This is a genomic window from Campylobacter concisus (genome assembly GCF_902460415.1).
Classification (GTDB): Bacteria; Campylobacterota; Campylobacteria; order Campylobacterales; family Campylobacteraceae; genus Campylobacter_A; species Campylobacter_A concisus_Y.
The window spans coordinates 356,564-381,628 of record NZ_CABPTY010000002.1 but is presented as its reverse complement, the minus strand read 5'-3'; the positions used below and the strand labels follow the sequence as shown (position 1 = coordinate 381,628).

Here is a 25,065-nt window from a genome sequence, read left to right as displayed (position 1 = left end):
TCCTCCTTTGAAAATTATACACTTAGTGGATAAACTCCAAACAAATCTGCAACTTCTTCTCTTAATATATGAGGTCTTTGTCTAAGAGCTTTGCCAACTTCTATCTTTCTTTCTAAATCAACTTGATTAATTCTTTCTTTTAATTTTCCTTCTTGTTCACTCCTTTCTTTAGCAGAGTAAGGTTCTTGATATAGGGTTTTAATAGCTTCATTAATTTCATCTTTTGAATTAAAGGTTCCCAGTACAGAATCTATAAAAGGAAAGGACAGAATATATGCATATGCCGCTTGAACCAAAGTTTGGTCTTCTTTTATACGAATAGCGTTAAATATATCTTCATAAAGCAACAAGTCTCCTGTTGCCAGCGGATTCATAGCTATTGTCCCTATATCTTTTTCATGAGTCTTCATTATTCCTTTTAATCTGTATTTGGAATTAATTATATTAAAGCCCTGTAAACTATAATCAAATTTATACTCCCCAATCATCTCAATTAGTTCTTTATTTTGTAAGTGTGAAGAAAAAGTAATATGCTTAATAAGTCCTTCTTCTCTTGCTTTTTCCATCTCTCTTATAGCTCCATAGTTTTTAGCTCCTCTCCATTCTTCAAAAGATTTTACACCCCAAAGACAAGTAAAGGAGTCAATACAACTTATTCCTAAATTCTTCAAAGAATTTTCAAGATTTTTTCGAAATGTTTTAGAATCTCCGGCATGTGTCTTTGACATAATATAAAATGGTTTTTTATGCTTCTTCATTTCTTTTATGGCTGCACCTAATATAAGTTCTGAACAATTGTTTCCATAAGTATCGCCGGTTTCAAAGAAATTTATTCCTTGTTTATATGCATAGAAGAAATTTTCTGCATGTTTATCTATATCTTGGGGATTCTTTAAGTGATGACTTCCCATAGATATTCTTGAAATTTGTATGCCTGTAGATCCTAATTTTCTATATTCCATTCATTAACCTCCTTCTAACAGTTCTATATGGCTTTATAAGGTGCAACTGTTTTGTATTCAACTTCTTCTGCTTGAAAAATTAAAATTTTAGCTTTGATCTGAAAATACTTTTGTAAGTTATCTTCAGTAATGGCTTTCGAACTTTCATCAAAGGTTGTTTTGTAGTCACTACCGATAAACAAAGTTTTGTCAGATATCTGCAATGCATGACTAGGAAAATGAGTGTTTATTATGCAAGCAGATTTTTTATTTACATTTATATGTTTAATTGCCTCTATGATTCTAATTTGATTCTTCATATCCAGGTTTGACTCCGGTTCATCTAAAATAAGAAGTTTTGGATTAGAAACAAGAGCTCTCGCAATCATAACCATTTGAAGCTCTCCTCCGGATAGCTCATCACAGTATCTATTTGATAGCTTTTCAACTCCTAATTCTTTTAAAGTTTCATAAGCTTTATCATAATCTTCCTTCGTAGGGATATGGAAAAAACTGTTTTCCTTGTCTAAACCCATCACAACCATTTCTAAAACCCCATAACTAAACACACTTTTCTTAACTTGAGGAACATAACTTAAGTTTTCCCATAATTCTTTTTCTGCATATTCATTTATATCTTTGCCGAACAATAAGGCTTTTCCCGTGTCCCATTTTAAAAATCCCATAAGACACCTTAAGAAAGTAGTTTTACCCACCCCATTGGGTCCAAGAATGGACATTACTTCTTCTTCTTTTAAATCAAATGAAATATCTTTTAAAATTTTTCTCTTGTCATATGAAAAAGTACCTTTTTTAACTTGGAGTATCATCTTCTTTCTCCCGAATTCTTTCTAAGTATAGTTATGAATAATGGCGCACCTATAAATGCTGTTAATATTGAAATGGGAATTTCATTGCTTGTAGCTGCTCTTGAAAGGGTATCTATCAGTAATAAATAAATTGCTCCCATAACACAACAAGTTGGAATAAGGTACCTATTATCATTTCCGATAACCATTCTCGCCAAATGGGGAATTATTAAACCTATCCATCCTATAATTCCACATACAGAAACTGTAGTTGCAGTTATCAATGTTGAGAGTAAGATAACCACAATACGTAATTTTTTTACATTAATTCCTAAAGACCTAGCCTCATCAGAATCTAGAGATAAAAGATTCAATTTCCACCTTAATAGAAAGAAGCCGAAAATACAAGGTATTATTATTATTGAACAAATAACAAGATCTCTATAGGATACACTTGCTAAACTTCCCAGCAACCACATAGTGATAGTTGGAAGCTTATCTTCCGGATCTGCTATATATTTAATAAATGATATTGAAGCATCAAATAGTGACTTTACAATTACTCCGGATAAAACTAACACATACAAATCTGTTCGTTTTTTTACTCTGGATAGGTTTAAAACTATATAAACTGCTAAAAGCCCCAGAAGCAAAGAAACATGCTGAGTCACTATCATGTCTAGGGATAATAATATAGATAAAGCCGCCCCAAAACCTGCTCCTGAAGACACCCCTAGTAAGTCCGGGCTAACTAAAGGGTTTGAAAAAACAGTTTGATATGCTGCTCCTGCCAGTGATAGCCCTGCACCTACTAAAACTCCCATAAGTATTCTAGGTAGTCTTATGTCAATTACTACACTAGTTTCATGTACATCTAAGCCGCTAACATCTCCGGTTATTGTTTTGTATATAATCATAAATGCTTTATAGGGGCTAACCTGATATCTTCCTAAACAAATACAAGTTAGTATTAAAAGCAATAGCAATACAAAGAGAACCAATATGCATAATTTTTTATTCTTAAAGAAACCTTTCCCCATTTATCCACTCTTTCTAATTAATAGTAAAAATCTTTTATATAGTCTCCTATCCTCAATATAAAGAAGTTAACAAAATTTTTTTAGATATTTGCTCTAAATTAGGACTTAAGGATAAGTCATAAGAGATTATTTCATTTGTATACATATCAAGTATTGGTGAAATGTTGCATTTACTCCATGAAAAGTTAAATTGAGATACATCAGTACTCCATTTTTGTAACGGCTTATCAGCTTTAAAATTTCTGTCTATTATATTATCAGCAATCTTGCCTACTTTACCTTTGTATGAATGATATTTTTTCTTTACACTATTAAGAATCCTATTATGAGTTACTTCATAATCTCCGTTTGCCATGATTTACCCTCATTTCTTTAAATGTAACTTGATTGTATTATAGCACTTGTTATATTTGAAAGTCAAGATATTGATACGCATATTCATCTTTAAAATGATCATCATCATACTCTTCATATACATAATCATAATTTAACCTAAAATGCACATTACCAATGTACGCATCTACCATTGTTGTGTTAGCAGTCGGTTTTTTAGTGTAGGCTTCGATAGTTAGGCTTGCTGGCAAAAAAGATTCTTGGTAAGTAAATTCACTTTTGGCAATAACACATTTTTAATTTAGGTATGAACTACAAAATTCTAAAAACTTAGCTCCTAATTCATCTGCTAGCTCTCTTTGTGTGCTAGCCAAATCTACAAACTGATGTGCCCCGTTAGATAGATCACATCGCCGATTTTGATATTTGAAAGATCCTCGGCGCTTATAGGCGTGGTTAAAATTTTCTTACTCATAGCGCAAACTCCTTGTGCGATTTTACGTCAAAATTTAGATCAGCGTCCCAGACGATATGCCCTTTGCGGTGCGACCAGCAGCCCACGTTTACAGCAACGGCTATGACGCTTGGATGGCGGGCGCAGTTTTCGATATGTATGCCCATCACGGAGCTTGCACCACTCATGCCTTGTGGGCCCAGACCTATTTTATTTATGCCATCTTCTAGCAACTTTTCAATTAATGCGGCACGTTCGTTTGAATTTTTAGAGCCAAGCGGTCTCATCAGCGCCTTTTTAGATAGCAAGGATGCCACGTCGATCGAAGTCCCCACGCCAACGCCCACTAATAGCGGCGGACAGGCGTTTATGCCGTAGCTGGTCATTATGTCCATGACGAATTTCACGACTCCCTCGTAGCCCATGCCGGGCATCAGTACGGTTGCCTTACCTAGCAGACTACAGCCACCGCCCGCCATATAGGTGTGTATCTCGCACTCGCTGCTATTTGGCACGATCTCCCAAAATACGCTCGGCGTGCCCTTGCCGACGTTTTTGCCGGTGTTGTACTCGTAAAACGTCTCGACACTGTTATGGCGAAGTGGGGGCTTCACGAGTCGCTTGCAGCACCGCCTCTCGTAGCAGCTCCTCAAGCTCGCCAATTAGCGGAAAATTTGCGCCGTAACGGACGAAAAACTGGATCACGCCCGTATCCTGACAGGACGGGCGGTCTAGCTGCTTTGCAAGGCGCTGGTTTTCAAACATCGTTTTATAGATCTCTTTTGCCAGTGGTTGCGTTTCACGCTCAGCGAGCTCGTGCAGCTTCGCCGTCATGTCGTCTGGCAGCACCTTGCCCGTGTAGCCGACGAATTTCGCCATGACCTCAGTCATCTTTTGCACGGCTTTTTCTTTATCCATCGCCTCTCCTTTGCTAAATTTTACTTTCAAATTTTTCATAAGCGCTCGCCAGGACGCAGCCCACAGCGTAGCAGAGCAGGTCGGTAAAATCAAACGTTCCGCCGATTATTACTTTTAAAATTTTATTTTCTATGCCTAAAATTTGCACTGTGCCAAAATACTGCACAAGTTCCAAAGCTGCCGCAAAGGCAAAAATTTTAAGCGCTAAATTTGATGGCGGCGCGCTAAATATAGCTCTCACAAACGCGTAAAGCAAGATAACCGCCAAAACATCGCCCAGATAATGGCGCACGAAGCCGCCCTTTACGCAAACTGCGATGTAAATTTCGACCGCCAAGATCACGCCAGCCGCGACTAAAAAGGCTAGTCTTGTTCGTACGCTTTGTCTTTGCGTTTTTATTTGATCGCCTAAATTTATCTCTTGCAACGTTTTTTCCTTAAATTTAGCTCATTTATCCGCCGCTACGCAAGCATAAATTTATAGATGATTTATCAGGCTAGCGTTATACGCAGCACCGTATCCGTTGTCGATATTTACGACGCTGACGCCGTTTGCACAGCTATTTAGCATGGCTAGCAGTGCCGCTAGTCCTCCAAAATTTGCCCCATATCCCACGCTGGTAGGCACTGCGATCACTAGAGAGCTTACAAGGCCTGCTAACACGCTAGCTAGCGCGCCCTCCATACCAGCAACGGCGATGACGACCTTTGCACCACGTATCTCATCGAGCTTTGCGACCAGCCTATGTAGTCCTGCCACACCAACATCGGTAAATTTTCTCACATCGTTGCCTAAGAATTTTGCCGTCTCATAGGCCTCCTCCACGACTGCACCATCGGCAGTTCCGGCAGAGACTATCGAGATGTAGCTTTTTGTGGGTGCTAGTTCTTTAAATTTGACGCTAATCACCCTGCCACGAGCATTAAAATCTGCCTGCGGAAAGATCTCACGTATGCGTTCAAAAACATTCTCATTTGTTCTTGTGATTAGAATATTTTCATTTTTTTCGCCGATCGCACTAGCAATTTGCAAAATTTCATCATCTGTTTTATTTGCCCCATATATCACCTCACCAGTACCATTTCGTAAAGCACGCTGAGTGTCGATCTTAGCACATCCGATGTCATTAAATGGATAGTTTTTTAGATACTTTAGCGCATCTTGCTCGCTCATCTTGCCATTTTTTATACTGGCGATAAATTCTAAAATTTCAGCCTCGCTCATGCCAAAACATCCTCTCTAAGCCCCTTTAGATCAAGCATCACCTCTGCTGCACCAAGTGCTACTAGCTCTTTAACGATAGACTTAAATTTCACATCGTTTAAAAAGCTTTGCATGCTAGAAAATGGCATTTGCAGCTTCATTTTTTTATCATCAAGCCTTGCTCGCACATTTGCGTAGCCGCTTTTTATCAGTAAATTTTCAGCCGCCTCTACTAAATTTAGCTCATCTATGCTTATCTCTTTTTCATGCGGCAAACGAGTTAGCAAGCATGCATAGCTTGGCTTTTCAGCAGTTGCTAAATTTAGCTCACGTGAGAGTTCGCGGATCTCAAATTTGCTCAAATTTAAAAGCGGAGAAAGCACGCCAAGCTCTTCTTTTGCCTTAAGCCCCGGGCGATATTCGCCAAGATCATCTTTGTTTGTGCCGTCAGCGACATTTGTAAAGCCTAGCTCGTTTGCACGCGCGATAAGCCTTGAAAAAACTGCTTTTTTGCAAAGATAACAGCGATTTTGCGGATTGAGCTTTATCTCATCAGCGATGCCTACCTCAAATATCTCGTGCCTGATGCCATAAAATTTAGCAAATTCTACCGCCTCGTCTATCTCTCGCAAAGACATGTAGGGCGATTTTACCGTGAGTGCTAGCGCATTTTCGCCAAGCACGTCCGCAGCGACCTTTAGCAGTAGCGAGCTATCCACGCCGCCGCTAAACGCTACGGCTAAATTTTCCAGCTTTTTTATATCATTTTTTAGAATTTCTAGTTTCGTCATATTTTTTTAAAGTCTCGTTTCTAACCTCGCGGATCGTCGTTTGAAATCTCTGCGCGGCTTTTTTGCAGTCCTCGAATTCGGGCTTGATTTTTAAAATTTCGGGGTAATTTCGGGCTAAATTTTCGTCCGTTAAATTTTGTTCGGCGTTAAAACCGCAAACTCGGCCGCGCGAAATTTTAAGCCTTATTTTGCCGTATTTAGTCTCTACCTCGCAAAACTCGCGCGCAAGCTCCGTTTTCCTCACGGCGCACTCTCTAACTCCGATCGCCGTCGTATGCGCGAAAATTAGCCCCTTTATCCGCGCGGCGTCCTGCTTGCGGCACAGCGCGTTTAGCTCAAAGCCCGCGCGCCCCTTTTTCATAAAAATAGACCTGCTAAATACGTCCAGCGCGCCGCTATCTCGCAAAATATCGCACGCAAAGGCAAAGCTCTCGGCGTCCATGTCGTCGATATTAGTGGAGATTAAAATCCGCTCGCAAAGCTCGCCATAGCCGATCTGCACGCTCAAATTTGGCTCATCTCTCAAGCCTAAATCCTCGCTCGTTTCGCAAAGTATCACGCGAAGCGCGTTGGCAAAATCTGCGACGTCTTTATCGCCAGCGCCGTAGCCCGTGCTTAAAATTTTAAAATTTCGCGGCGACTCGCGGCGGTCTTGCTCCCTTAAATTTAGTGCGCAGGCCTTTAAAATAGCCGCTCCTGTGGGCGTAGTCATCTCGAAATTCGCTCGCCCTAGGCTTACTTGAGCGCCTTTTAAAATTTCGCAAACCGCAGGCGCCGGTACGGTCAGCCTGCCGTGAGCGCAGTGCGCAAAACCGCCGCCAAGCTCGATAGGCGAAGCAAAAATTTGCGGCGCACCCAAGGCCTCCAAGCAAATAGCCGCACCCACTACGTCCGCGATGCTGTCCGCGGCGCCCACTTCGTGGAAATGTACTTGCTCTGCGCTAGTGCCGTGGATTTTGGCCTCGGCCTGCGCGATAACGCTAAAAATTTCGCTTGCCGTTTTTTTTACGAAAGCGCTTAGGCTAGAACCCTCGATAAGCTCTAAAATTTGCGTGAAATTTCGCGGACGCGGATGGTTTTGGGCGGGCTTATCCGCTCTAAATTCGGCGCCGTGAATTTTGCCGTTTAAATTTTGACGCGGGCTAAATTTAGCGCCTAAGAGGCCAAGCGGAATTTGGCTCGGATTTGCCGCGCAAACGACGTCTATTTTGGTTGCAGAGATACCGCATTTTAGCACTTTGCGCTTGCGTAGGTAAAATTCGCTAGCTAAATTTAGCTTAGCAAGCTCGGCGCAAAGATAGCTAAAATCCGCGCCCAGATCCACCAGCGCGCCTAAATTCATATCGCCGCTAATACCGCAGCTAGCATCATAGTATAAAATTTTAGCCATACTTAAACCTTAGGCACAGTCATAGAGCCAAACGGCAAGATGACTATTTTTGCGTCCGCACCCTTTTGCGCCTGATAAAGATCGACATCCATAGGATAAGGCGCTACCGAGATCACGATGTCAGCTTTTTGTGGGATATTTACGCAAAAGACCTCATCAGCCTTTTTCACACAGTCATAAAAACTATCGTTTAGATCGCCAGCACTCGCGTAATAGACGCCATGCTCGCTATCAAGCACTGTCTGTATAGAAAAGACATCGATGTTTGAAAGAACCTTCATCGCATCGATCATATCTTCATGCACAGGGTTGCCCTCAAGACGCAGAGCCTGAGCGTCAGGACTAAGGGCTAGTTTGTGGTTTTGCGTGATGCTCTCGTATGAGGCAGTGCCTGGCAAAAACGCCTTTCTACCGCCAGTGTAGCCTGCAAAATAGTGAGGCTCGACTGAACCTATAACGATCACCTTTTTAGCTTCAGCTACTATTTTGTTTAGATACATCTGCGTGCCGTTTTTGGACTCGCCTAAAAATACCATCTCATCGTGCTTTGAGTCGTGGTCATGAACCTCGTTTTTAGCTCTGATCTCTGGGTAAATTTCTTTAGAAAATATCATATTGTATTCATCTAGCGTCCCCTCTCTGTGGCAGCCGGTGGCGATGATGAAAATTTTATTTTTATCGCGAATTTTTGGATAAATTTGCTTTAAAATTTTAGCAGTTGGCGTAGGCCTTGTGCCGTCATTTACGATGATAACGATCTTTTCATCGCCGGCGATAAACTCGTCAAAGCTTTTTTGGTTTATCGGATTTGCCAGAGCCTTTGCGATAAGCGCTGCTTCGTCGAATTTAGCCACGGGGTTGGGGTTAAAAACTCCCAGTAAATTTTTTTCCGGAACGCTTAGGTCGATGATATCATCTTTGCCGTAGCGAATAGGAATTTGCACGTTTGCTCCTTAAGTATAATTATTAATTTTTTATCTTAGGATTATATATAAATTTTTCTTTTAAATGTATGTAAAAAGGGTATTCAATTTTTAAATTTATAGAGCGGATAAAATTTATTATGGTTCTTTGTCAATAGTGGGGGTGTAAAAACACCTCTATCTATTGCAAAGACGTAAATATATCAATTTTCTAAATCTTTCATAGTTTCTTAGTCCATAAGATACTCTTTTTATTACTTTTATTTTGTTGTTATTTCCTTCTATAAACCCATTGTTTATTTTATATTCTACTATATTTATTATCTCTTTTTTCCAACTTGTTATTGTATCTGCTAGTTTTATACTTTGCTTTATATTAAATACTCTCAATTTTTCAATTAATTGCTCTATTCTCCTTCTCATTGTCTTTACTGTCTTGCTCTCAAACATCTTGTAAAATTCTTTTATTATTCTATACATCTTTTTCAATGTCTTATCTACTTTTAATATCTCTTTTAATATTTCTTTTTGTCTTTGACTAAACTGACTTATTGGGCTTTTACTTAGTATTTTCCAATATTTTTTTAACTTCTTATACTTTTCATTGTCTTTGTTAAATAATTCTACTCTTAAATCTCTTAATGCCCATATCCCTTGTCTTATTACATGATATTTATCTGCTACTATTTGGGCCTGAACTATATTACTATTTATTATGCTTCTAAATGGCTTAAACATATCCATTACAACTACTTGTGGTTGTATTTCAAATTCGTTTATTATATTTTTTATTGTTTGTGAATGTCTATTTCTTAATATATCTACTAGTTTACGGTTTTTATCATACATCGCTAGCTGATATTTCTCTTTTTCTATATTTCCTTTAAATTCGTCTATATATATGACTGATGTATCTGGAGAGGTTTGTCTTTTTAGGGCGATTGCATTTTATGAGGGAGATATTAAGCATATTTATTTTGTCGCGGAGACTAAAGGGTCTATGAACTCTATGCAGCTTCGCCAAGTCGAAGAGTCCAAAATCCACTGCGCAAAGGAGCATTTTAAGGCTATAAGCAACGATAGCGTGGTCTATGACGTAGTGGATAGCTATAAATCACTACTGGATAAAGTTATGAGGTAAAAATTTATTGGGAAGTTAGGTCGCAGTATAAAAGAGCCTGTGCAATATTCCAAAAATGGTTATTGTGCTGCTCCTTTTGAGGTAAAATTTGACTGCCATTTGTCAATATGAAAATCTGAGGTGATATTGCTTAAAACTCTACCAATAAAATACTCAGTGTGATGGAAAATCACAGTGACTGACTTAATCTTGCCAGTTTTAGTTCGAATTAAATTTAAATATACAATTATCTTAACCAAACCATCCTTGTAAATTTATATAAATCATAGTATTATACTCCTAAATATTTAAGGATAAAATACTATGTACATCAAACGAGCCATAAGCGACGAAATAAAAGAGTATATGAAAAGCTTTCCTGTGCTTTTGATAAGCGGAGCTAGACAAGTTGGCAAATCAACCCTTGCTTTAAATTTAGATATACCAAATTACGTAACGCTTGACGATATTAATATATATGAATCCGCAAGAAACGATCCAAAAGGCTTTATAGAGCATTGCGAGAAGCCTATCGTGATAGATGAGATACAAAGAGTGCCCATACTGCTTTTAGCAATAAAAGAATTTGTAGATAAAGATAGAACAAACGGGCAGTTTATACTAACTGGCTCTGCAAATTTAAAAGGCTTTAAAGATATCTCGGACTCTTTGGCTGGTAGGATAGGCATAGTGGAACTCTATCCGCTTTCTCAAAAAGAGTTAAGCCATAGTGATGAAAATTTGATAGATATTTTAAGTGGCGATATAAGCCATCTAGCGCTAAAGAAGTATGACAACGACGGCTTATCTGAAAAGATCATAAACGGCGGCTACCCGGAGATCACAAAGATAGACTCAGAGAAATCAAAATATCTCTGGTTTAGCTCATATATAAGAACATATATAGAATCAGATGCCAAAGAGATAGGCAACATCAGAAATATGGATAAATTTATCACTATGTACCGCCTATGTATGCTAAGAAGTGGCAATATCTTTAACAAAAACGAGCTATGTCTAGAGTCTGGGCTTGATAATAAGACATTTGATAGCTATTTTAGCGTGCTAGAGCATACCTATCAGATCCAAAAGCTTCAGCCATATTTTAACAACGCTCTAAAAAGGCTCATAAAAACACCTAAAATTTTTGCTACCGACACAGGGGTGCTGGCACATTTACTTCAAATTTCATCAGCGCAAGAGCTTGCGAATTCTCCTTATAAAGGCGCCATATATGAGACATTTGTATTTGATGAGCTACTAAAAGCAAATACCAGTAGCAAAAAAAGAGCAAATATATACTACTATAGAACGAGTGATCAAAAAGAGATAGACTTTATCCTTGAGATATCAGGCAAACTCATAGCCATAGAGGTCAAGTCCTCAAAAACTATCAGTAAAGATGACTTTAAGCATATCTACCATCTAAAAGAAAATTTACAAAGCAAATTTGATAAAGGCATAGTTTTTTATGCTGGAGATACGGCTATGAAGCTAGATGATGATATGTTTGCATTGCCGTTTGGTTTTATGGGATGAGAGAAGGACAAGAAGATACAATGCTAATAATTTGTCTTCTATAACAGCTTACGATAATCTACCTTCCCAAACCATCATACTCTGACTTCACATTTTGCTCTTTGCCCTCTATCTCATTTGATTGTTGTTTTGATTGCTCTACTTCAAAATTCTTATCAAGTCCTTGATCGTATAGCTCTTGCTTTGTTATTTTTAGTGAACCAAATAATATATGATCTTCTGTTAGATATATCTTATCTGTTCTATAACGCTCCTTTAGCTTATTAAAACCTTGCATATCTTGCCAATCTTTCATATATGTTTTTATATTATAAATTAAGCCTTTATAGTTAGTCTTAGCTATATTCGATAGATATTTTTTAAAGTTTTCAGTTCTATTTATAAAAGCTAAATAGTATCTATTTATATCTAGATGATCATCGATACCTTTTACGAAGCCTTTATATTCATTTTGTTTAAGTCTTAGCTTTTGAATGAGATCATCATCATAAAATCCAGTTTTTATCTTTCTAGCTGCTTCATAAAATTTATCTCTAATGTAGATATATGGAGTATAGTGTCTATTTTGGTTAAAAGAATAGGCTGTGTTTTCTTCTGGCAAGTATAGATATCTACTGTTATTATTAAAAAGTATTTGACAATCTTCATATTTTTTAACCATAGTGTTTTCTTCAAAGTATTCTATTAACTCTTTTATCGGAATCTTTGATGATATAGCTTGGTAGCTTGTTCTTTTAATATGTGAGTTGGTATCTTTTGTTTCATGACCAAGCTCATATTTTCTTAGATTTTGTAAATCTTCATATATGGCTTTAATATCCATATTATTAATATCTGTTTTTAAGCCAGCATCTTCAATGGCTCTTGTATTATCAAAAGTTTTTCCACTAATGCTTACAAGTTCAGATCCTGGCACTGGAGTGTAGTGAAATTTACTAGGATGCAAGCTGGAGTTATTTACTATGTTACATAACCCAAGCTCTCTTGTTATCTCTTTTATGTATTCATCATATTCATTTAAGCTTGGAGTCTTTGTTGTGGGTATGATGAGTTTAAATTTCTCTACTTTTGTGTCTGGCGCTTGATAGGTGGTTGGGTGTATGAAGCCTTTTATTCCTTTACTTTGTAGTAAATTTTGAGCATCATTTGCAGTAAATTTAGAGTTATCTATATCATATATAAGCGTAGGAGTTATGCCATCAATACTGCTAGCTTCTTCACTTTTATCTTTGAAACTTGCCACTGATATAGCTGAATAGTTTTTAAGTATTGATTTTAGATTGTATGGCTCTATTTGTATCGTTTTCCAGCTATTTAACACTTGAGCTTTTGGGTCTTTATTTGGCGTGCCAAAGTCACTACTTACACTTAATGTTATCTTTGGCTCATTTTTATTGGCCTCAAGCTCTATAAGCATTTGCTCTAGCTCATTAACTACGTGAAACAACGCTCCTTTTCTGCCATTATAGACTATCTTACACATTAGGTCAGTTAGATTATAAGTTCCATTAAAACCATCCACTCTTACTTTATATTTGTCATTTACCATTTCAGGTTTTGCGGTAATGTTAAATTTTGCATTGATCATAGGCAAAAATTCTCTTATATCCATTGCGTTAAGCCTCTTTGCCCTATCATAATAGTCTTTTTTGAAACTCTCATCTTCTTCTATCATTCTTAATAGATAATCAGCTGTAGAATTTTTAGCATCAGCTAGTAACTCTTCAACACTTATATTTTGCTCTTTTGTATTAGCTTTTGGCTCGATCACAACATCTGTTTCTATCTTTATCTGTGTATCTTTTTCTTTGCCTTTCTTAACCTTTTGTGCTGCACTTTTAAAGCTTTCATATTGTTTATTTAGTTGGTCTTCATCCATACCTAAAGGCTCTATATTATTTAGACCATACTTGTTAGATAAGATGTCATTAACCACTCTTTTAAATTTTTCTGCTGATTTAGCCATAACAGCTTTTATTTGTTGCTTGGCTGCACCTTTTGTATATATAACTCCACCGGTTTTTACACTATGGGTAAATTTCATATTTTCAAAAGAGACTATTAGATGAACATGAGGCTCTCTTTTTAGTGGTTCACCATTTTTATGTTTCTTGTTTAATGTTCTATTTTCTAGTGCCCCTTCTGGGCGAGGAATATATGGCTCTTCTTTGATTATAGGCAGATGAGCTTCAGCATAAAAAAGTAGCTCATCTATGTCGTGATTTGGGAAAGTGAGTCTGAGAAAGTCTATTATAAGCTCATCTATATTGCCACTTTCATATAGTTTGTTCCACTCCTCTGAAGTAAATGACAAGGATATATGATAGTAGTTATGTTTCTTATTCTTTTTCTTGCTCTGGTGCTTTTCAGACATCTCGATAAGATCTAAATTTCCAGCCAGTGGTAATCTATCATCTTTTTCATCTCTAGTTAGCTTTGAATCTCTTTTCTTGCCAGTTTTTAGATAATCAGCTATGCCTTTTTCTCCCTTTGAGATCTTAGCTATCATAGCTACTCTTTATTAGGCTTAAAATTTCAGTTAGCACTGATTGAACTTTGTACAACTCTTCTTGTGTCTGCAGTATCACTTCTAAAGCTATATTGCCACTAGTCTTATAAGCTATATTTAGTTTCTTTGCTATTTGATTAATGTTATTAAAAGGTCTAGCAAAATTTGCAATTATTGCTGGATATAGCTCTTTCTTTTTTATAGATTCAGAATTTATAGTGCCATTATCTATAAGATAGGAAATGATTTCTGATCTTGACATATCTAGCTCTAGAGCTATTTTATATAACTTATTGTATTGTTGATAAGTGATCCTTACGGAGAGCATCTTATCCTTGACATTTTTTGACATATGATATCCTTTCATAAAATGTGATAGCGAGAAGAAGCGTTTTAACGCTTCTTATGTCTCGCATTGCAGCCCTCGGCAGAGCAAGATTATACAAGGTATGAAAACGAAGTGTCATACATTGTATGTGTCTTGCTATTAGAAAAATTTGCTTGCTACTGAACATTGCTGTCACCATTTGTGTTTAGCCATTTAGTAAAATCCTCGCTAGCTTTTTGACCATCTTGGTTGTAAATATGGATAATAAAGCCTTGAAGATTAGACACGTTATAAAGTGCTTTATCTAGCCTATTTTGTAGTGAAGATTTGGTTTCATTTGTCTTATGGCTATCATAAAACAAGTAGCCAAAAAAGAAGAGTGCTTCTATAAACACAATGGTAATTAACACATATGCTATCTTTTTCATCAAAGAGGTAAAAGATGAGTTAATCTTTGATATAGTTTTATCTGCACTCTTTAGAGTATTTTGAAAGTTGTTTTGAATCTCTTTTGTTGCATTTATAAGTTCAATACCTCCTTGCTCTATAAGTTCTATTTTTTCTTTAAAGCTTTTATCAAAGCTATCTGCGGCTTGATTAAAAAGTTCAATATTATTTCTAATATTTTCACTAACCTTATTACCAATTTCGATATGTTCTTGTAGAGCAATTACTGCGTTTGCCGCAACTGCTGTATCACTACTCTTGATTGTTAGTGCCATTGCTTAGTTCCTCATCGTTTTTTTCGTCTTCTTTGGAACCGAGAATATGACATGCATCAGAGGGTTGGTTTGCATTTTTTGCCTCATATTCTTTCTTCCATTTGGAAAACTCATTATTTGATAGCTTGATACCAAAACGATCTTCGATTACTAGCCTGCACTCTTTGATCGTAGCTTTTTGTGGAAACAAGGCTTCAATGCATGCTTGTTTAATCTCCTGTTTTATTTTATTTTTTCTGATAGCTTTTAAATCATTTAAAAGCATTTTTTTATTAGCCATGTTTTTCTCCTATGACTTTTTAAAATTTTATAAAGACAGCAATAGCCATCTCACCAAAATAGACATACCTATAGTTTGCCCAATAAACTCAATATGGTTGGTATTAATGAAGTTCTTATTTAAGTAGTTTAAAAGTAGAGAACGGTTACAATAAAAACGCTAAAATTTATCGTAGAGGTTCTTTTCTAACACTTAAACAGAACCTCTGCTTCTAACTAATTTTGATCATCTTAACCTCCTTTGGTTAAAAATATTTTATTTTTAAAAATTGTGAGCATTATAATCTTTTTTTATAGTCGAGTCAATGAATTTGATAGTAAGTAGAATAAAAAAATGATTTTATGTTTTAAAAAGCACGATATATCAAGGGGTTTTTGCTTATAATTGATTGTATAGCATAAAAATACTTATGAATTACTTAATGCTAGTATTTATATGAGGAATCGAAACAAATATCTTAAAATTACCAAATAAAAATTATTGCATCATCATCAATTGCGCACCAAATACTCTCCAAACAAATTCTCAAATTTTGCCTTTAAATACTCTGACTCTTTTATCTTTATAAATGGTAGCCAGTATTTGACATACGCAGGATCTCGTGATGCTTATGCAGCCTATCTCTATTTTGTGTTTTATCACTAGGGGTATGAATGTATAATAATCATCAAAAATATTTTTTAGCCAATATTCAATAGCTACAAACGCCATTTCTACTATACATCTATACTTATTTTATTTAAACTATGATAAAAATTTAACCCGGCAAAGTGACAGATTATATTATAGTAGATTATTCGTTAAAAAATTTTACTTGTTTTTTAAAAATTTTACAAAAACGTGTTAAAATTACTGCAAGCTTAAGAATTTGCTACATAAAATTTTATTTTGCTACAAACATTAAGCTATATTTCATGAAAGGTGACTGCAATATAATATTGTAGAAACATCGTAGTTTAGGTATTTATGGTGTCACGGGGGAGACTTGAACTCCCGACCTCCGGCTTATGAGATAAATTTTTAAATATCGCTTAAAGCCCTGCTACATCACCATTACAAACAACTTTTTCCAATAAGCATTAGTCAAGTGTCCCACTTTTGTTCCACTACAAATCCATGGTACATCTAAAAAATCGTAATGGAATTTATTACTACCGAAGTGTCATCACCCCAAAAGCAAGAAAAGTTTTTAATTGTTCAAGAGAGTTATGCTTCTCCTTGGGGACTTGTTCCATATTAAAAGCCAGAAAATCTGCTAGAATTTATGATAGATATATTTATCTCATAACAAAGGCAGTGGATATGAAGCTAAATCAAGGAATTATAGATTCATTAGTTGATAGTTTTATGCAAGCAAAGGTAGACAAGAGCATAAAAGAGCATTCACTTTATGATAAAAAGATAGATGTTGACTTTGCGGATGCACTAAATCAGCACTTCAAAGAAGCCTTAAAAAATGATGGCTTTCCTAATCTTCTCAAACAAAGTAATGAGGCTTTAATAAATAAAGCTGAAATTTTATCTAACAACTTAGATGAAGCCATAGATCAAGATGATAAAGCCAGTATAGCTCAAACCTTGCTTGAGAAACATATATTATCACTAAACTATCTTATATCAAAGCTTGATAAAAGCACAAACCTCGTTTCTAAAAAGCTTAAATTTTTAAACAAACAAGATGAAAATTATAGATTTGAATCAAACAATATAGATAGCTTTCAGGATAATATTGAAACCCTTAATGAAACACATGGACTACCTCTTAATAAGGAAGGCATTAAAAATCTAACTAAAAATTTCTCACATGCCATAATGACAACTGCCAAGCAACAATATGGACTCAACACTCCTCTTAAGCTAGTAAAAACCAAAGATGATGAGAGAAGTGTAGAGCAGATACTAACTAGCGGTAGTCATATCATAGGTAAACGCATAAAAGTAGGAGATAAAAGCTTTAGTGTAGGTATTTTAAATGATGAAATAAGACAAGAATATGAGATAGTACCATGCTCTACCAGCCAAAGAAATGTAGAGAATAAAGAGATCATCACACTAAAAACAGCATTTGAAAATTTTATAGCAAATACTAGCATTAGCCAAAAGTGGTCAAATAGCACTATGGATCTGGTAAATATAGTAGGTAATATATTGTTTAAATTTTTTCATCCAAGCAGAGATATCACAACCATATCACGAGATGATCTGCTTAAATTTAGAAATACTTTGGCCCTCATACCAACCAAGCTAAATCAAAAAGCTAAATACAAAGACAAAAACTTAGAGCAAATCATACGCATAGGTAAAAACGATCCCAAGCTATCACAAGTAACTATACAAAAGTATATGATAAGGGTTATTCAGTTTTTTAAGTATTGCTATAACAGTGACTACATAAGTAAGAGCATCGTAAATGATCTAAACGTAAAAGTAGAGATAAATCCAATGGAGCGTAAGGTTCTGCCTTATAGCAAAGAAGAGGCTAATACTATCTTTAAAATAGTCCAAAATTTTAAAGAAATAAACAAGTCACCAAGCAAACGGATAAACGCAAATGATCTATATTATATAACTATGATAGCAGCATATAGTGGCATGAGAATAAATGAGATAGTTCAGCTAAGAGCAAGTGACATCATTTATCATAATAACGTGCTTTGTTTTAGTATAAATAGAGATGATGGCAAGAGTACTAAAAATATAAATTCCATAAGGCTTGTACCAGTTCATAGTAAGTTAATAGAGCTTGGATTAATAGAGTTTGTAAAACAAAGAGCTAGTACAAACAAAAGTATCTTCAAAGTAAGCAATAAAGACTTTTCAGAAATTTTTAGATCTCAAATACAACGAAAACTAATAAGTAGCAACAAGCAAAAGACTTTTTACTCTTTTAGACACTATTTTATAGATACGCTTGTCCAACAAGAAGTAGAGCCAAATATCATAGCTCAAATAGTAGGACATGAGAAGCAGTATAAAATTTTATTAGGAACCTATGCTACAAATATAAATGCTAGTGTATTAAAAGCAAAAGTTGAAATGGTAAGTTACTAATATATCTCATAATACATTTTATTACGTAACTTTACTTCACTATACTTATTTTACGTGGTTTTACCTAGGTATACTTGTTTTACTTCACTATACCTTACTATACTTAACCTAACTTCACTTAACTATACTTCACGTGACTTCACTATACGTAAATTACGTATACTTACTTTACTATACTTAATTTACGTTACTATACTTAGGTATACCTATTTTACGTAGTTTTACTTTGGTATACGTGTTTTACCTTACTGTACTTCACTATACGTGTTTTACGTGGTTTTACTTTATGTAACATTACGTAAAATTATGCTACCATACACTTTAATTATCTAGATTCACCCCTATTAAGCATCAACATTTTTATATGTTGATAAACTTACTTAGCAAGCTCGGGCTGAGCTTGCTGTAAGGTCTTAGCCAGACGGGCAAAATTTTTATTTGACCGAGCAAAGAAAAATATAAAAATTTAGACGAACTTTATCCATTAAATATGATTTTTGGTAATAAAACATTTAAATTATAACTAAGGATCCAATAAAAACTTGAGAATATTTAAAGATATAGCACTGAGAATTTTTAAAGATATAGCACTGAGAATTTTTAAAGAGCAAATAGATCGTTTTATAATGGTTCTTTGAATTACTAATGAAAGGTAGATGCTAGGCTACCAGCAAGATCAACCTATTAGTGTAATAAAATCAACCAACTACACTAAATTTAACTATCCATTTTTTATCGACTTTATCGGAACCAAAAACTGTAGGTACTTTGTAGTCTATGTGTTTGGTTTTAGACTAAGCCATCTAGCAAAACGTCTTAATACTATTGTTGATAAAAAAATTTATATTAGAAATAATGCAAACAAGATCAATATATGAAGATAAAAATTGCGACGAGTTTTAAGCTCGTCGCAAAACCTTCTTAGAAGTCGGTATGAATTTTTTGGTCTACCTCTATTTTAACGGTATGTCCATTGATTTCATACATACTTTCGTAGGTCTTGTTGCCACTATTGGTATCTGCTGTTCTTTTCCATTCATGACTATCTAAATTAACCTTATCGTGATCGTCGCCCATAATTTTTAATCTAACGTCTTTATTGTCAGTTATATCTAAAACGTTTTTCGGATTAATCGTTAGATTAACCGCACCGCTCGCTCCGTCATCTCCAAGCTTAATTTGTTCAAATTTATAAACTTTATCGCCCAGATTCGCTACATTACTTAGATCTACGCTTTCTTTAAATACTAAAGTATCCGTACCGTTGCCGCCGTACATTCTATTGTTGTTTGCGTTAAATTCTACCGTATCGTCACCGCTATCCTGCTTTACTTTTATAGTAAACGAAGATGCTACGCTGTGATTTGAACCACTTGAATCAGCCGTTTGAGCCACTACTTTTACGTCGTAGTCTTTTTCCGGATTTACGTTTATTTGAGTCGAAATGTAACCATTATCTATGTCTGGTTGAGTTAGTCCGTTTAGCTCTTTCGTAACGGTTTTACTATGATCGTTCGGATCTGTATAAGTAAGAGAAATTTTATCTCCCTCTCTAGCATCTTCCGGTAAATATAGCTTTACGTTATGCAAGCCTTTGTTGCTCGCATCTTCGCTTTCACTATAAGAGCTTATATATTGCATCTTTTCTAGCTCGACCTCGTTCGTAGACGTTTGCTCGTATTCGTCTTTACTGTTAGTTAACTTAGCTTCTGCACTGTACTTATGGCCTTCGCTCACGTCTATATCTTTTAGATTTATCGCTCCTCCTTCAAGAGATATCTTGTCGCCATTAGCGCTTTTAGCAACAAGTTCACCGTTTTCTTTTTCAAGCGTAAATTTTTCGGTTCTGGTGACTTGACCGTCGGTTTTTATAGTAACACTAATCTTATCTCCAGCAATAACATTACTTGGAAGTTTTAGGCTGAGAGTAGTTTTACCGGCATTGCCGTCTATCGCCGCTTCGTCTCTGCTTAGAACTTTATTGTGATTTAAGTCCTCGGTGAATACCGCTTCGAGTTTTCCGCTAAAGCCCATATTTAAATTTATATTCTTATTGTCTATCGTTTTATCTTCGCCGTATGCGTCGGTTAACGTAGCTTTTACCGTAGTCGGAACCAATGCTGGAGCCGGATTTCCCGAAGTTGGCGCAGTATATGCAAGCTTAACGTTAGGAATTTTTATCGCGTTATCTATCACGTCTAGTATTTCGCCACTTGACGAAACCGCTTTTATTTTACCGTCTACGCTTTTTAGCTCGTATTCTCTAGGCGTCAATTCAGTACTAATCTCTACTTTTAATTTATCACCGATAGATGCGTTGTAAGGTATAGTCACAGTTGCCGTAGTAGTATAAATATTGCCATCTTCGTTGGCTTCTACGCGGTCTATCGTGCCATCCCTATTTAGATTATCTTCGTCGAACGTTACCTTAATAGGCTTATTATCTAGTCCTTTCTCTAACTCTATAGATTTTTCTCCGGGTGTGCCCTTATTAACCCCGGTGCTATCTTCTAGCGTTACTTTCGTAGTCGTTTGCGTACCGACTTTAACGTTTACCGGAACTTTGATGAGCCCTTCTTCGATATTTACTGGATTACCGTTTTCGTCCACAGCACTTACGGAGCCGTCGCTATTTTTAGTAAGAATGTACTCTAGCTTTCTATTGCCGTTTGGCTCGCTTGGCTTGATTGGCTCGTTTATATCTACCGTTAGTTTATCACCGGTTACTATTTTGCCAACAGGTAGCGTTATAACGGCATTCGTTTTGCTCGCTGTTCCGTCTTGATTAGCTTCTGCTCTACTTAATTTAGCATCTCTATTAGTATCCTCCTCATAAGTTACCATCAACGAATCGCCGCCGCCGGAAGCTTTTTTAATATCGTTTTCTGATTTCACGGCTACGCCCTTACCTTCGTAATCGACTACCTCGGCGCTAACTTTCGTAGGACTTACATCATTAATAGGAACAGGAACTTTAACTATTTTATTATCGTCGGCTTCTATCGGCCTGTCTATTTTCTTTTTAGCGGAATCTATTTCGGTAATTTCAAATTTTCCGTTCGCATTCTTCTCAATGATATATGATTTTTCTGGTTCATTGCCTATCTTAAGCTTTAATATATCTCCGTGAACCGTATTCGACGGAAGCTTAATGCTCGCAGTAGTTTCGTCCTTATCCGTAGATACGGCTCCGTCGTTGTTTTTGTCTTCGTCAAACTTAATTAACATATCGTTATTTAAGGTGTCCATAGATATATTATTTTTAGCCTCTGCGACCGCTCCGTTTTTATCGGTAACGCTAACCGAAATCTTCGTATCGCCGCTCGTTTTTAGTTCTATATCTTTTATAGTTACCGCACCGTCTTTTATTTCTAATTTTTCGCTTCCATGAGAAAGAAGCAGATTGCCGTTTGAATCTTTTTCAACGATATAATCCTTTTGGGTTCCATCTATATCAATAGTTACCTTGTCTTTTTCCAAGATATTATTCGGAAGCGTTATTTTAGCGGTAGTTTTATAGATCGCCAAATTATTTTCGCTTGCGCTTTCAGGTCTTGAGAGTAGCGAATTTTCATTCTTGTCTTTATCAAACGCTATTGAAACTCTATTTAGATTAGAAACGGTTATAGAGGCTTCAGCTACTGGGCTTTCATCGACGGCTACGTTATTATGAGTAGCATCCGAGAGTACTTTGGCTGTTACTTCGGTTTGCTTGCCGGTTTTCATCACTACGTCTTTTATAACGAAACCTTTTTTATCCGCCGTAGTATTTATTTGATGACCTTTTTCATCAGTTAGGCTGTCGATCTTTCCGCTTTTACTATTGCTTTTATTTATGGTGTAAATTTTTGGCGTAGGGGTTGGCTTACCTGGTTCATATATTTTTACCTCTATCTTATCGCCGTTTACCGCATTTGATGGAATTTTTATAGTAACGTCGGTTAGGTAGTCGCCATTTGCGCCTTTTCTAGCATCGGTTCTACTTACACTTGTACCGCCTTTTGCGTCTTCAAATATTACTTCTGGGGCCTTGATGTTCTCTATCTGGGTAGTCGCTTTTTTGCTTACGTCCGTCGTTACCGTATCGTCATCCGTTCCTTTTCGGTAGTCTAAGGTAGCCTCTACGGTAGTTTTTTTGCCGGCTTCTAGCCCTACGCCTTTGAGTATATATTCGTATTTTTGATTTGAAGTCGGTTCGGCAGACGGAAATTTACTTTCTAGGTCAGGATAATCGCTTGGTTTATTTGACGTTATAGAGTTTAAAAATCCTTTTGCGTCCGTGTGGATAGTGTATTCTCTCGTTGTCGTCCCTTTGATAGGATCTTTTATTTCAAGTCTTAATATATCGCCATCTCTTACGTTTTTAGGGATTGAGATGATTGCATCTATTTCATTTACCTTGCCGTCCTTCATGCTGTCTGATCTTGATAGCGCGTCGTTGCCACCACCTACTTTTACGCTTTGTTTTTCGGCAAATTCTACGTATATGCCCTCTTTTTCGACTATAACTTCGTCTTTATTAGATTCGTCGCTTTTTTTGGTAACGCCGTTGTTTTCTAAAACTACGGCATTTTCTATGGTCGTCTTAAAATCTCTAGATACCGGTACGCCTTTTAGCGTAATACTTTGTTTATCTGCCGAAATAGTCGCTGTTATACCGGGAGCTATCGTAGTCTCGGTCGTATCCGAAAGATTACTTAGTTTAAGCTTTATATTAGACGTACTGTCTGTTGTAATATCAAATTTTAAATAATCGTCAGCCGCCTTAACGCCGTAAGGAAGCTCAATCTTTGCCGTCGTAGTTTTTAGATTACTATCGCCGCTTCTGTTTTCATAAAAATTTAGCATTCCGTTGTTACTAGAATCTTCCGTGAAGGTAACTCTCGGAGCAACTTTAGGCGTAACATAGTCTTTTCCTTGATCGCTAGCATTGCCGTATTCGTTTGTTATCGTAGCGGTAACGGTCGTTTGATCGAAATTTCTAACTTTAGGATTAGGCCTCACAGTTTCGGTGGAGCCGTCCGATTTTATATTTTCAAAGCTGTTTGAACCGTCTAACTTAAAGCCGTTGCCTTTTAAGTCGTTTAAAATATCTTTAGTAATTTTGACGTTAAATGTTTCATTGTTGCCTCCACCGAAGATTTTTATATTTAGTGTATCGCCTACTTTAACTTTCTCACTATCTGGCAGTCCGGTTTGATCCGGTATAGTTATTTTTACCGGAGAAGTATCTTTCGGATCTCCCTTCTCTTCGCGAGATAAAATATGATCAACGTATACGTCTTCCGTAAATTTTACTACCGGCGGCTTAGGTTTATCGGATTCTAGTTTTACTTCGTCGTATGCGCTTTCGCTAGTATTTCCTACCTTATCGGTAATAGTCGCTTCTACTTTAGAATTTTGTTTGTTTCTAACTGGAACGTCTAGCGAGTATTTATTGCCGTTGTCTATCATGGCTTGAGTTATAGTTATTTCTTGCGTCGTAGGACTAGGGTTCGTTGGATCCTTAATGGTTATGTTTAGTTTATCACCAGCGGTTACATCGCCTGGAAATTTTATCTCAACTTTTGAGGTATCTATCTTGCCGTCGCTCGCATTTTCTGGATTATTTAGTATACCGTCACTCGTATCGTCAGGGTTTGTAGGATTTGGCGTAGCTTTCGCGTTCTTATCTTCGACAAACGTAACAATCGGTGCTTTAGCCGTAGTATCGGTAGTTATCGTATCTCTGCCTTCACCGCCCTTATTTCCAGCCTGATCTGTTATATAAGCACTTACGGTAGAAGTTTCTCCGTTCTTAACTGGAACGTCAGGTATTATATAACCGTTGTTTTTTATTTCAGGAGTAATGGTTTTGGTTATATTCTCGGTCGTACCGTCTGGCTTAGTAATAGTAATTTCTAGCTTATCTCCTACCTTTGCGTCCGCAGGAACGGTAATTTTAACAGGAGTAGTATTTGTATCACCATTTGCTTTATTTTCGCTTTCATTTAAAAATTTGTCATTATTTGTATCATCTGTAAATTTTACGGTTGGAGTAGTCGGAGCGATCGTATCGGTAGTTACCGTATCACTGCCTTCGCCGCCGGTGTTTCCGTATTTGTTAGTTATAGTGGCGGTTACTACAGAATTTTTGTTATTTTCTACCGGAACGTCAGTCAAAACGTGTCCGTTATCTATAATTTGCTGCGTTATAGGTACTTTTCTAGATTCGCTAGAACCGTTCGGTTTATAAATTACGATATTTAAAGTATCGCCAACTTCGACGCTACCGTTGTTAGGAACGGTTATTCTTACCGTCGTTTTGTTTTGATCGCCGTCGGTATTGTTTTCGTCTTTATTTAGTAGGTGGTCACCATTTTTATCTTCCGTAAATTTTACGGTCGGAGTAGGAGGTATAATGGTATTTGTCGCATCCTGCGTATCCAATCTACCTCCACTTATTGCAGAATAATCACTTACGTAATTACCTCCATTATCTGGCAGATTACCATAATTAGCATATATGTTACTAATGTGGCCTCCTTCTGCAAAGCTAGTAGAAGATAAGCTTACGCCATCTCCACCATTACCACCTGCTTGTGGACCACCTGCAGCAGTTTCTTCTAGAGCATTAAGATCTGTTCCTTTTAAGATGGCTTGTTGTAAAGCTGAGATATCAGCTACTGTTTCGTTATTGTTAGAGTCTTGATCTAGAGTTAGAGTATCTTTAC

The 25,065-nt window shown here is 36.5% G+C and carries 19 protein-coding genes and 2 pseudogenes; 4 read left to right on the top strand and 17 right to left on the bottom strand.

Annotated features, from left to right (window positions below; all coding sequences use genetic code 11):
• Positions 1-14: 14 nt before the first annotated feature.
• The 12 genes and pseudogenes from FZ940_RS05960 to FZ940_RS05900 form a co-directional block, all read right to left on the bottom strand.
• The gene (locus FZ940_RS05960) at positions 15-962 is read right to left on the bottom strand and encodes an aldo/keto reductase (RefSeq protein WP_021086681.1); all 948 of its coding nucleotides are present in this window, start codon (positions 960-962) and stop codon (positions 15-17) included.
• Between the two features lie 23 nt (positions 963-985).
• Positions 986-1,771, bottom strand: a complete 786-nt coding sequence (locus tag FZ940_RS05955; RefSeq protein ID WP_009295486.1) for an ABC transporter ATP-binding protein — start codon at positions 1,769-1,771, stop codon at positions 986-988.
• Positions 1,768-2,790 carry a FecCD family ABC transporter permease gene (locus FZ940_RS05950; protein ID WP_021086678.1) on the bottom strand — a complete coding sequence of 341 codons (1,023 nt, stop codon included), beginning with the start codon at positions 2,788-2,790 and terminating at the stop codon, positions 1,768-1,770. The genes FZ940_RS05955 and FZ940_RS05950 overlap by 4 nt, the downstream gene beginning before the upstream one ends.
• Before the next feature lie 52 nt (positions 2,791-2,842).
• Positions 2,843-3,145 (bottom strand): hypothetical protein, encoded by a 303-nt coding sequence (locus FZ940_RS09535; protein ID WP_198425265.1) that lies wholly within the window; start codon positions 3,143-3,145, stop codon positions 2,843-2,845.
• 49 nt (positions 3,146-3,194) lie between these two features.
• Positions 3,195-3,374: a hypothetical protein gene (locus tag FZ940_RS05940; RefSeq protein WP_148821906.1), complete on the bottom strand. Its 180-nt coding sequence runs from the start codon at positions 3,372-3,374 to the stop codon at positions 3,195-3,197.
• Between the two features lie 220 nt (positions 3,375-3,594).
• Positions 3,595-4,495, bottom strand: a pseudogene (gene ttdA / locus FZ940_RS05930) (L(+)-tartrate dehydratase subunit alpha).
• Between the two features lie 13 nt (positions 4,496-4,508).
• Positions 4,509-4,922 (bottom strand): ribosomal maturation YjgA family protein, encoded by a 414-nt coding sequence (locus FZ940_RS05925; protein WP_103601087.1) that lies wholly within the window; start codon positions 4,920-4,922, stop codon positions 4,509-4,511.
• A 51-nt stretch (positions 4,923-4,973) separates the two neighbouring features.
• Complete coding sequence (gene larB / locus FZ940_RS05920; RefSeq protein WP_103579079.1) at positions 4,974-5,720, bottom strand: nickel pincer cofactor biosynthesis protein LarB; 747 nt, start codon at positions 5,718-5,720, stop codon at positions 4,974-4,976.
• Positions 5,717-6,490 carry an ATP-dependent sacrificial sulfur transferase LarE gene (larE, locus tag FZ940_RS05915; RefSeq protein ID WP_103601089.1) on the bottom strand — a complete coding sequence of 258 codons (774 nt, stop codon included), beginning with the start codon at positions 6,488-6,490 and terminating at the stop codon, positions 5,717-5,719. The genes larB and larE overlap by 4 nt, the downstream gene beginning before the upstream one ends.
• The gene (gene larC / locus FZ940_RS05910) at positions 6,462-7,880 is read right to left on the bottom strand and encodes a nickel pincer cofactor biosynthesis protein LarC (protein WP_103574092.1); all 1,419 of its coding nucleotides are present in this window, start codon (positions 7,878-7,880) and stop codon (positions 6,462-6,464) included. Before larC ends, larE begins: the two co-directional genes overlap by 29 nt.
• A gap of 53 nt (positions 7,881-7,933) precedes the next feature.
• Positions 7,934-8,824, bottom strand: a pseudogene (locus tag FZ940_RS05905) (lactate racemase domain-containing protein); the annotation flags it as partial.
• 156 nt (positions 8,825-8,980) lie between these two features.
• Positions 8,981-9,700 carry a DUF1722 domain-containing protein gene (locus FZ940_RS05900; protein ID WP_258030415.1) on the bottom strand — a complete coding sequence of 240 codons (720 nt, stop codon included), beginning with the start codon at positions 9,698-9,700 and terminating at the stop codon, positions 8,981-8,983.
• Between the two features lie 4 nt (positions 9,701-9,704).
• Here FZ940_RS05900 and FZ940_RS09845 point away from each other — a divergent pair, with 4 nt between their 5' ends.
• Together FZ940_RS09845 and FZ940_RS05890 are read left to right on the top strand one after the other, a co-directional pair.
• Complete coding sequence (locus tag FZ940_RS09845) at positions 9,705-9,944, top strand: restriction endonuclease (RefSeq protein ID WP_087580539.1); 240 nt, start codon at positions 9,705-9,707, stop codon at positions 9,942-9,944.
• A 303-nt stretch (positions 9,945-10,247) separates the two neighbouring features.
• A complete protein-coding gene (locus FZ940_RS05890; protein WP_103578014.1) occupies positions 10,248-11,462 on the top strand; it encodes an ATP-binding protein in 1,215 nt (404 codons plus the stop codon).
• A gap of 58 nt (positions 11,463-11,520) precedes the next feature.
• Here the strand turns inward: FZ940_RS05890 and FZ940_RS05885 are convergent, their stop codons facing one another.
• The 4 genes from FZ940_RS05885 to FZ940_RS05870 form a co-directional block, all read right to left on the bottom strand.
• Complete coding sequence (locus tag FZ940_RS05885) at positions 11,521-13,971, bottom strand: aminotransferase (protein ID WP_148821905.1); 2,451 nt, start codon at positions 13,969-13,971, stop codon at positions 11,521-11,523.
• Positions 13,961-14,323 carry a plasmid mobilization relaxosome protein MobC gene (gene mobC / locus FZ940_RS05880; protein WP_103644673.1) on the bottom strand — a complete coding sequence of 121 codons (363 nt, stop codon included), beginning with the start codon at positions 14,321-14,323 and terminating at the stop codon, positions 13,961-13,963. Before mobC ends, FZ940_RS05885 begins: the two co-directional genes overlap by 11 nt.
• Before the next feature lie 152 nt (positions 14,324-14,475).
• Entirely contained in the window at positions 14,476-15,021 is a 546-nt protein-coding gene (locus tag FZ940_RS05875; protein ID WP_107687083.1) for a hypothetical protein, read from the bottom strand.
• The gene (locus FZ940_RS05870) at positions 14,999-15,301 is read right to left on the bottom strand and encodes a hypothetical protein (protein WP_035142770.1); all 303 of its coding nucleotides are present in this window, start codon (positions 15,299-15,301) and stop codon (positions 14,999-15,001) included. Before FZ940_RS05870 ends, FZ940_RS05875 begins: the two co-directional genes overlap by 23 nt.
• Positions 15,302-16,603: 1,302 nt before the next feature.
• On the opposite strand from FZ940_RS05870, the gene FZ940_RS05860 reads away from it, so the two are divergent.
• Together FZ940_RS05860 and FZ940_RS05855 are read left to right on the top strand one after the other, a co-directional pair.
• The gene (locus FZ940_RS05860; protein ID WP_148821904.1) at positions 16,604-18,352 is read left to right on the top strand and encodes a site-specific integrase; all 1,749 of its coding nucleotides are present in this window, start codon (positions 16,604-16,606) and stop codon (positions 18,350-18,352) included.
• A 656-nt stretch (positions 18,353-19,008) separates the two neighbouring features.
• The gene (locus FZ940_RS05855) at positions 19,009-19,230 is read left to right on the top strand and encodes a hypothetical protein (protein WP_107793907.1); all 222 of its coding nucleotides are present in this window, start codon (positions 19,009-19,011) and stop codon (positions 19,228-19,230) included.
• A 43-nt stretch (positions 19,231-19,273) separates the two neighbouring features.
• On the opposite strand, the gene FZ940_RS05850 is transcribed toward FZ940_RS05855, so the two are convergent.
• The coding region (locus FZ940_RS05850; protein ID WP_187422145.1) for a hypothetical protein at positions 19,274-25,065 on the bottom strand (5,792 nt) is incomplete at its 5' end.

Coding starts and splice junctions, on each gene's coding strand:
- FZ940_RS05960 (WP_021086681.1), bottom strand. CDS start 962: ATGGAATATAGAAAATTAGGATCTACAGGCATACAAATTTCAAGAATA.
- FZ940_RS05955 (WP_009295486.1), bottom strand. CDS start 1,771: ATGATACTCCAAGTTAAAAAAGGTACTTTTTCATATGACAAGAGAAAA.
- FZ940_RS05950 (WP_021086678.1), bottom strand. CDS start 2,790: ATGGGGAAAGGTTTCTTTAAGAATAAAAAATTATGCATATTGGTTCTC.
- FZ940_RS09535 (WP_198425265.1), bottom strand. CDS start 3,145: ATGGCAAACGGAGATTATGAAGTAACTCATAATAGGATTCTTAATAGT.
- larB (WP_103579079.1), bottom strand. CDS start 5,720: ATGAGCGAGGCTGAAATTTTAGAATTTATCGCCAGTATAAAAAATGGC.
- larE (WP_103601089.1), bottom strand. CDS start 6,490: ATGACGAAACTAGAAATTCTAAAAAATGATATAAAAAAGCTGGAAAAT.
- larC (WP_103574092.1), bottom strand. CDS start 7,880: ATGGCTAAAATTTTATACTATGATGCTAGCTGCGGTATTAGCGGCGAT.
- FZ940_RS09845 (WP_087580539.1), top strand. CDS start 9,705: ATGACTGATGTATCTGGAGAGGTTTGTCTTTTTAGGGCGATTGCATTT.
- FZ940_RS05890 (WP_103578014.1), top strand. CDS start 10,248: ATGTACATCAAACGAGCCATAAGCGACGAAATAAAAGAGTATATGAAA.
- FZ940_RS05885 (WP_148821905.1), bottom strand. CDS start 13,971: ATGATAGCTAAGATCTCAAAGGGAGAAAAAGGCATAGCTGATTATCTA.
- mobC (WP_103644673.1), bottom strand. CDS start 14,323: ATGTCAAAAAATGTCAAGGATAAGATGCTCTCCGTAAGGATCACTTAT.
- FZ940_RS05875 (WP_107687083.1), bottom strand. CDS start 15,021: ATGGCACTAACAATCAAGAGTAGTGATACAGCAGTTGCGGCAAACGCA.
- FZ940_RS05870 (WP_035142770.1), bottom strand. CDS start 15,301: ATGGCTAATAAAAAAATGCTTTTAAATGATTTAAAAGCTATCAGAAAA.
- FZ940_RS05860 (WP_148821904.1), top strand. CDS start 16,604: ATGAAGCTAAATCAAGGAATTATAGATTCATTAGTTGATAGTTTTATG.
- FZ940_RS05855 (WP_107793907.1), top strand. CDS start 19,009: ATGCTAGGCTACCAGCAAGATCAACCTATTAGTGTAATAAAATCAACC.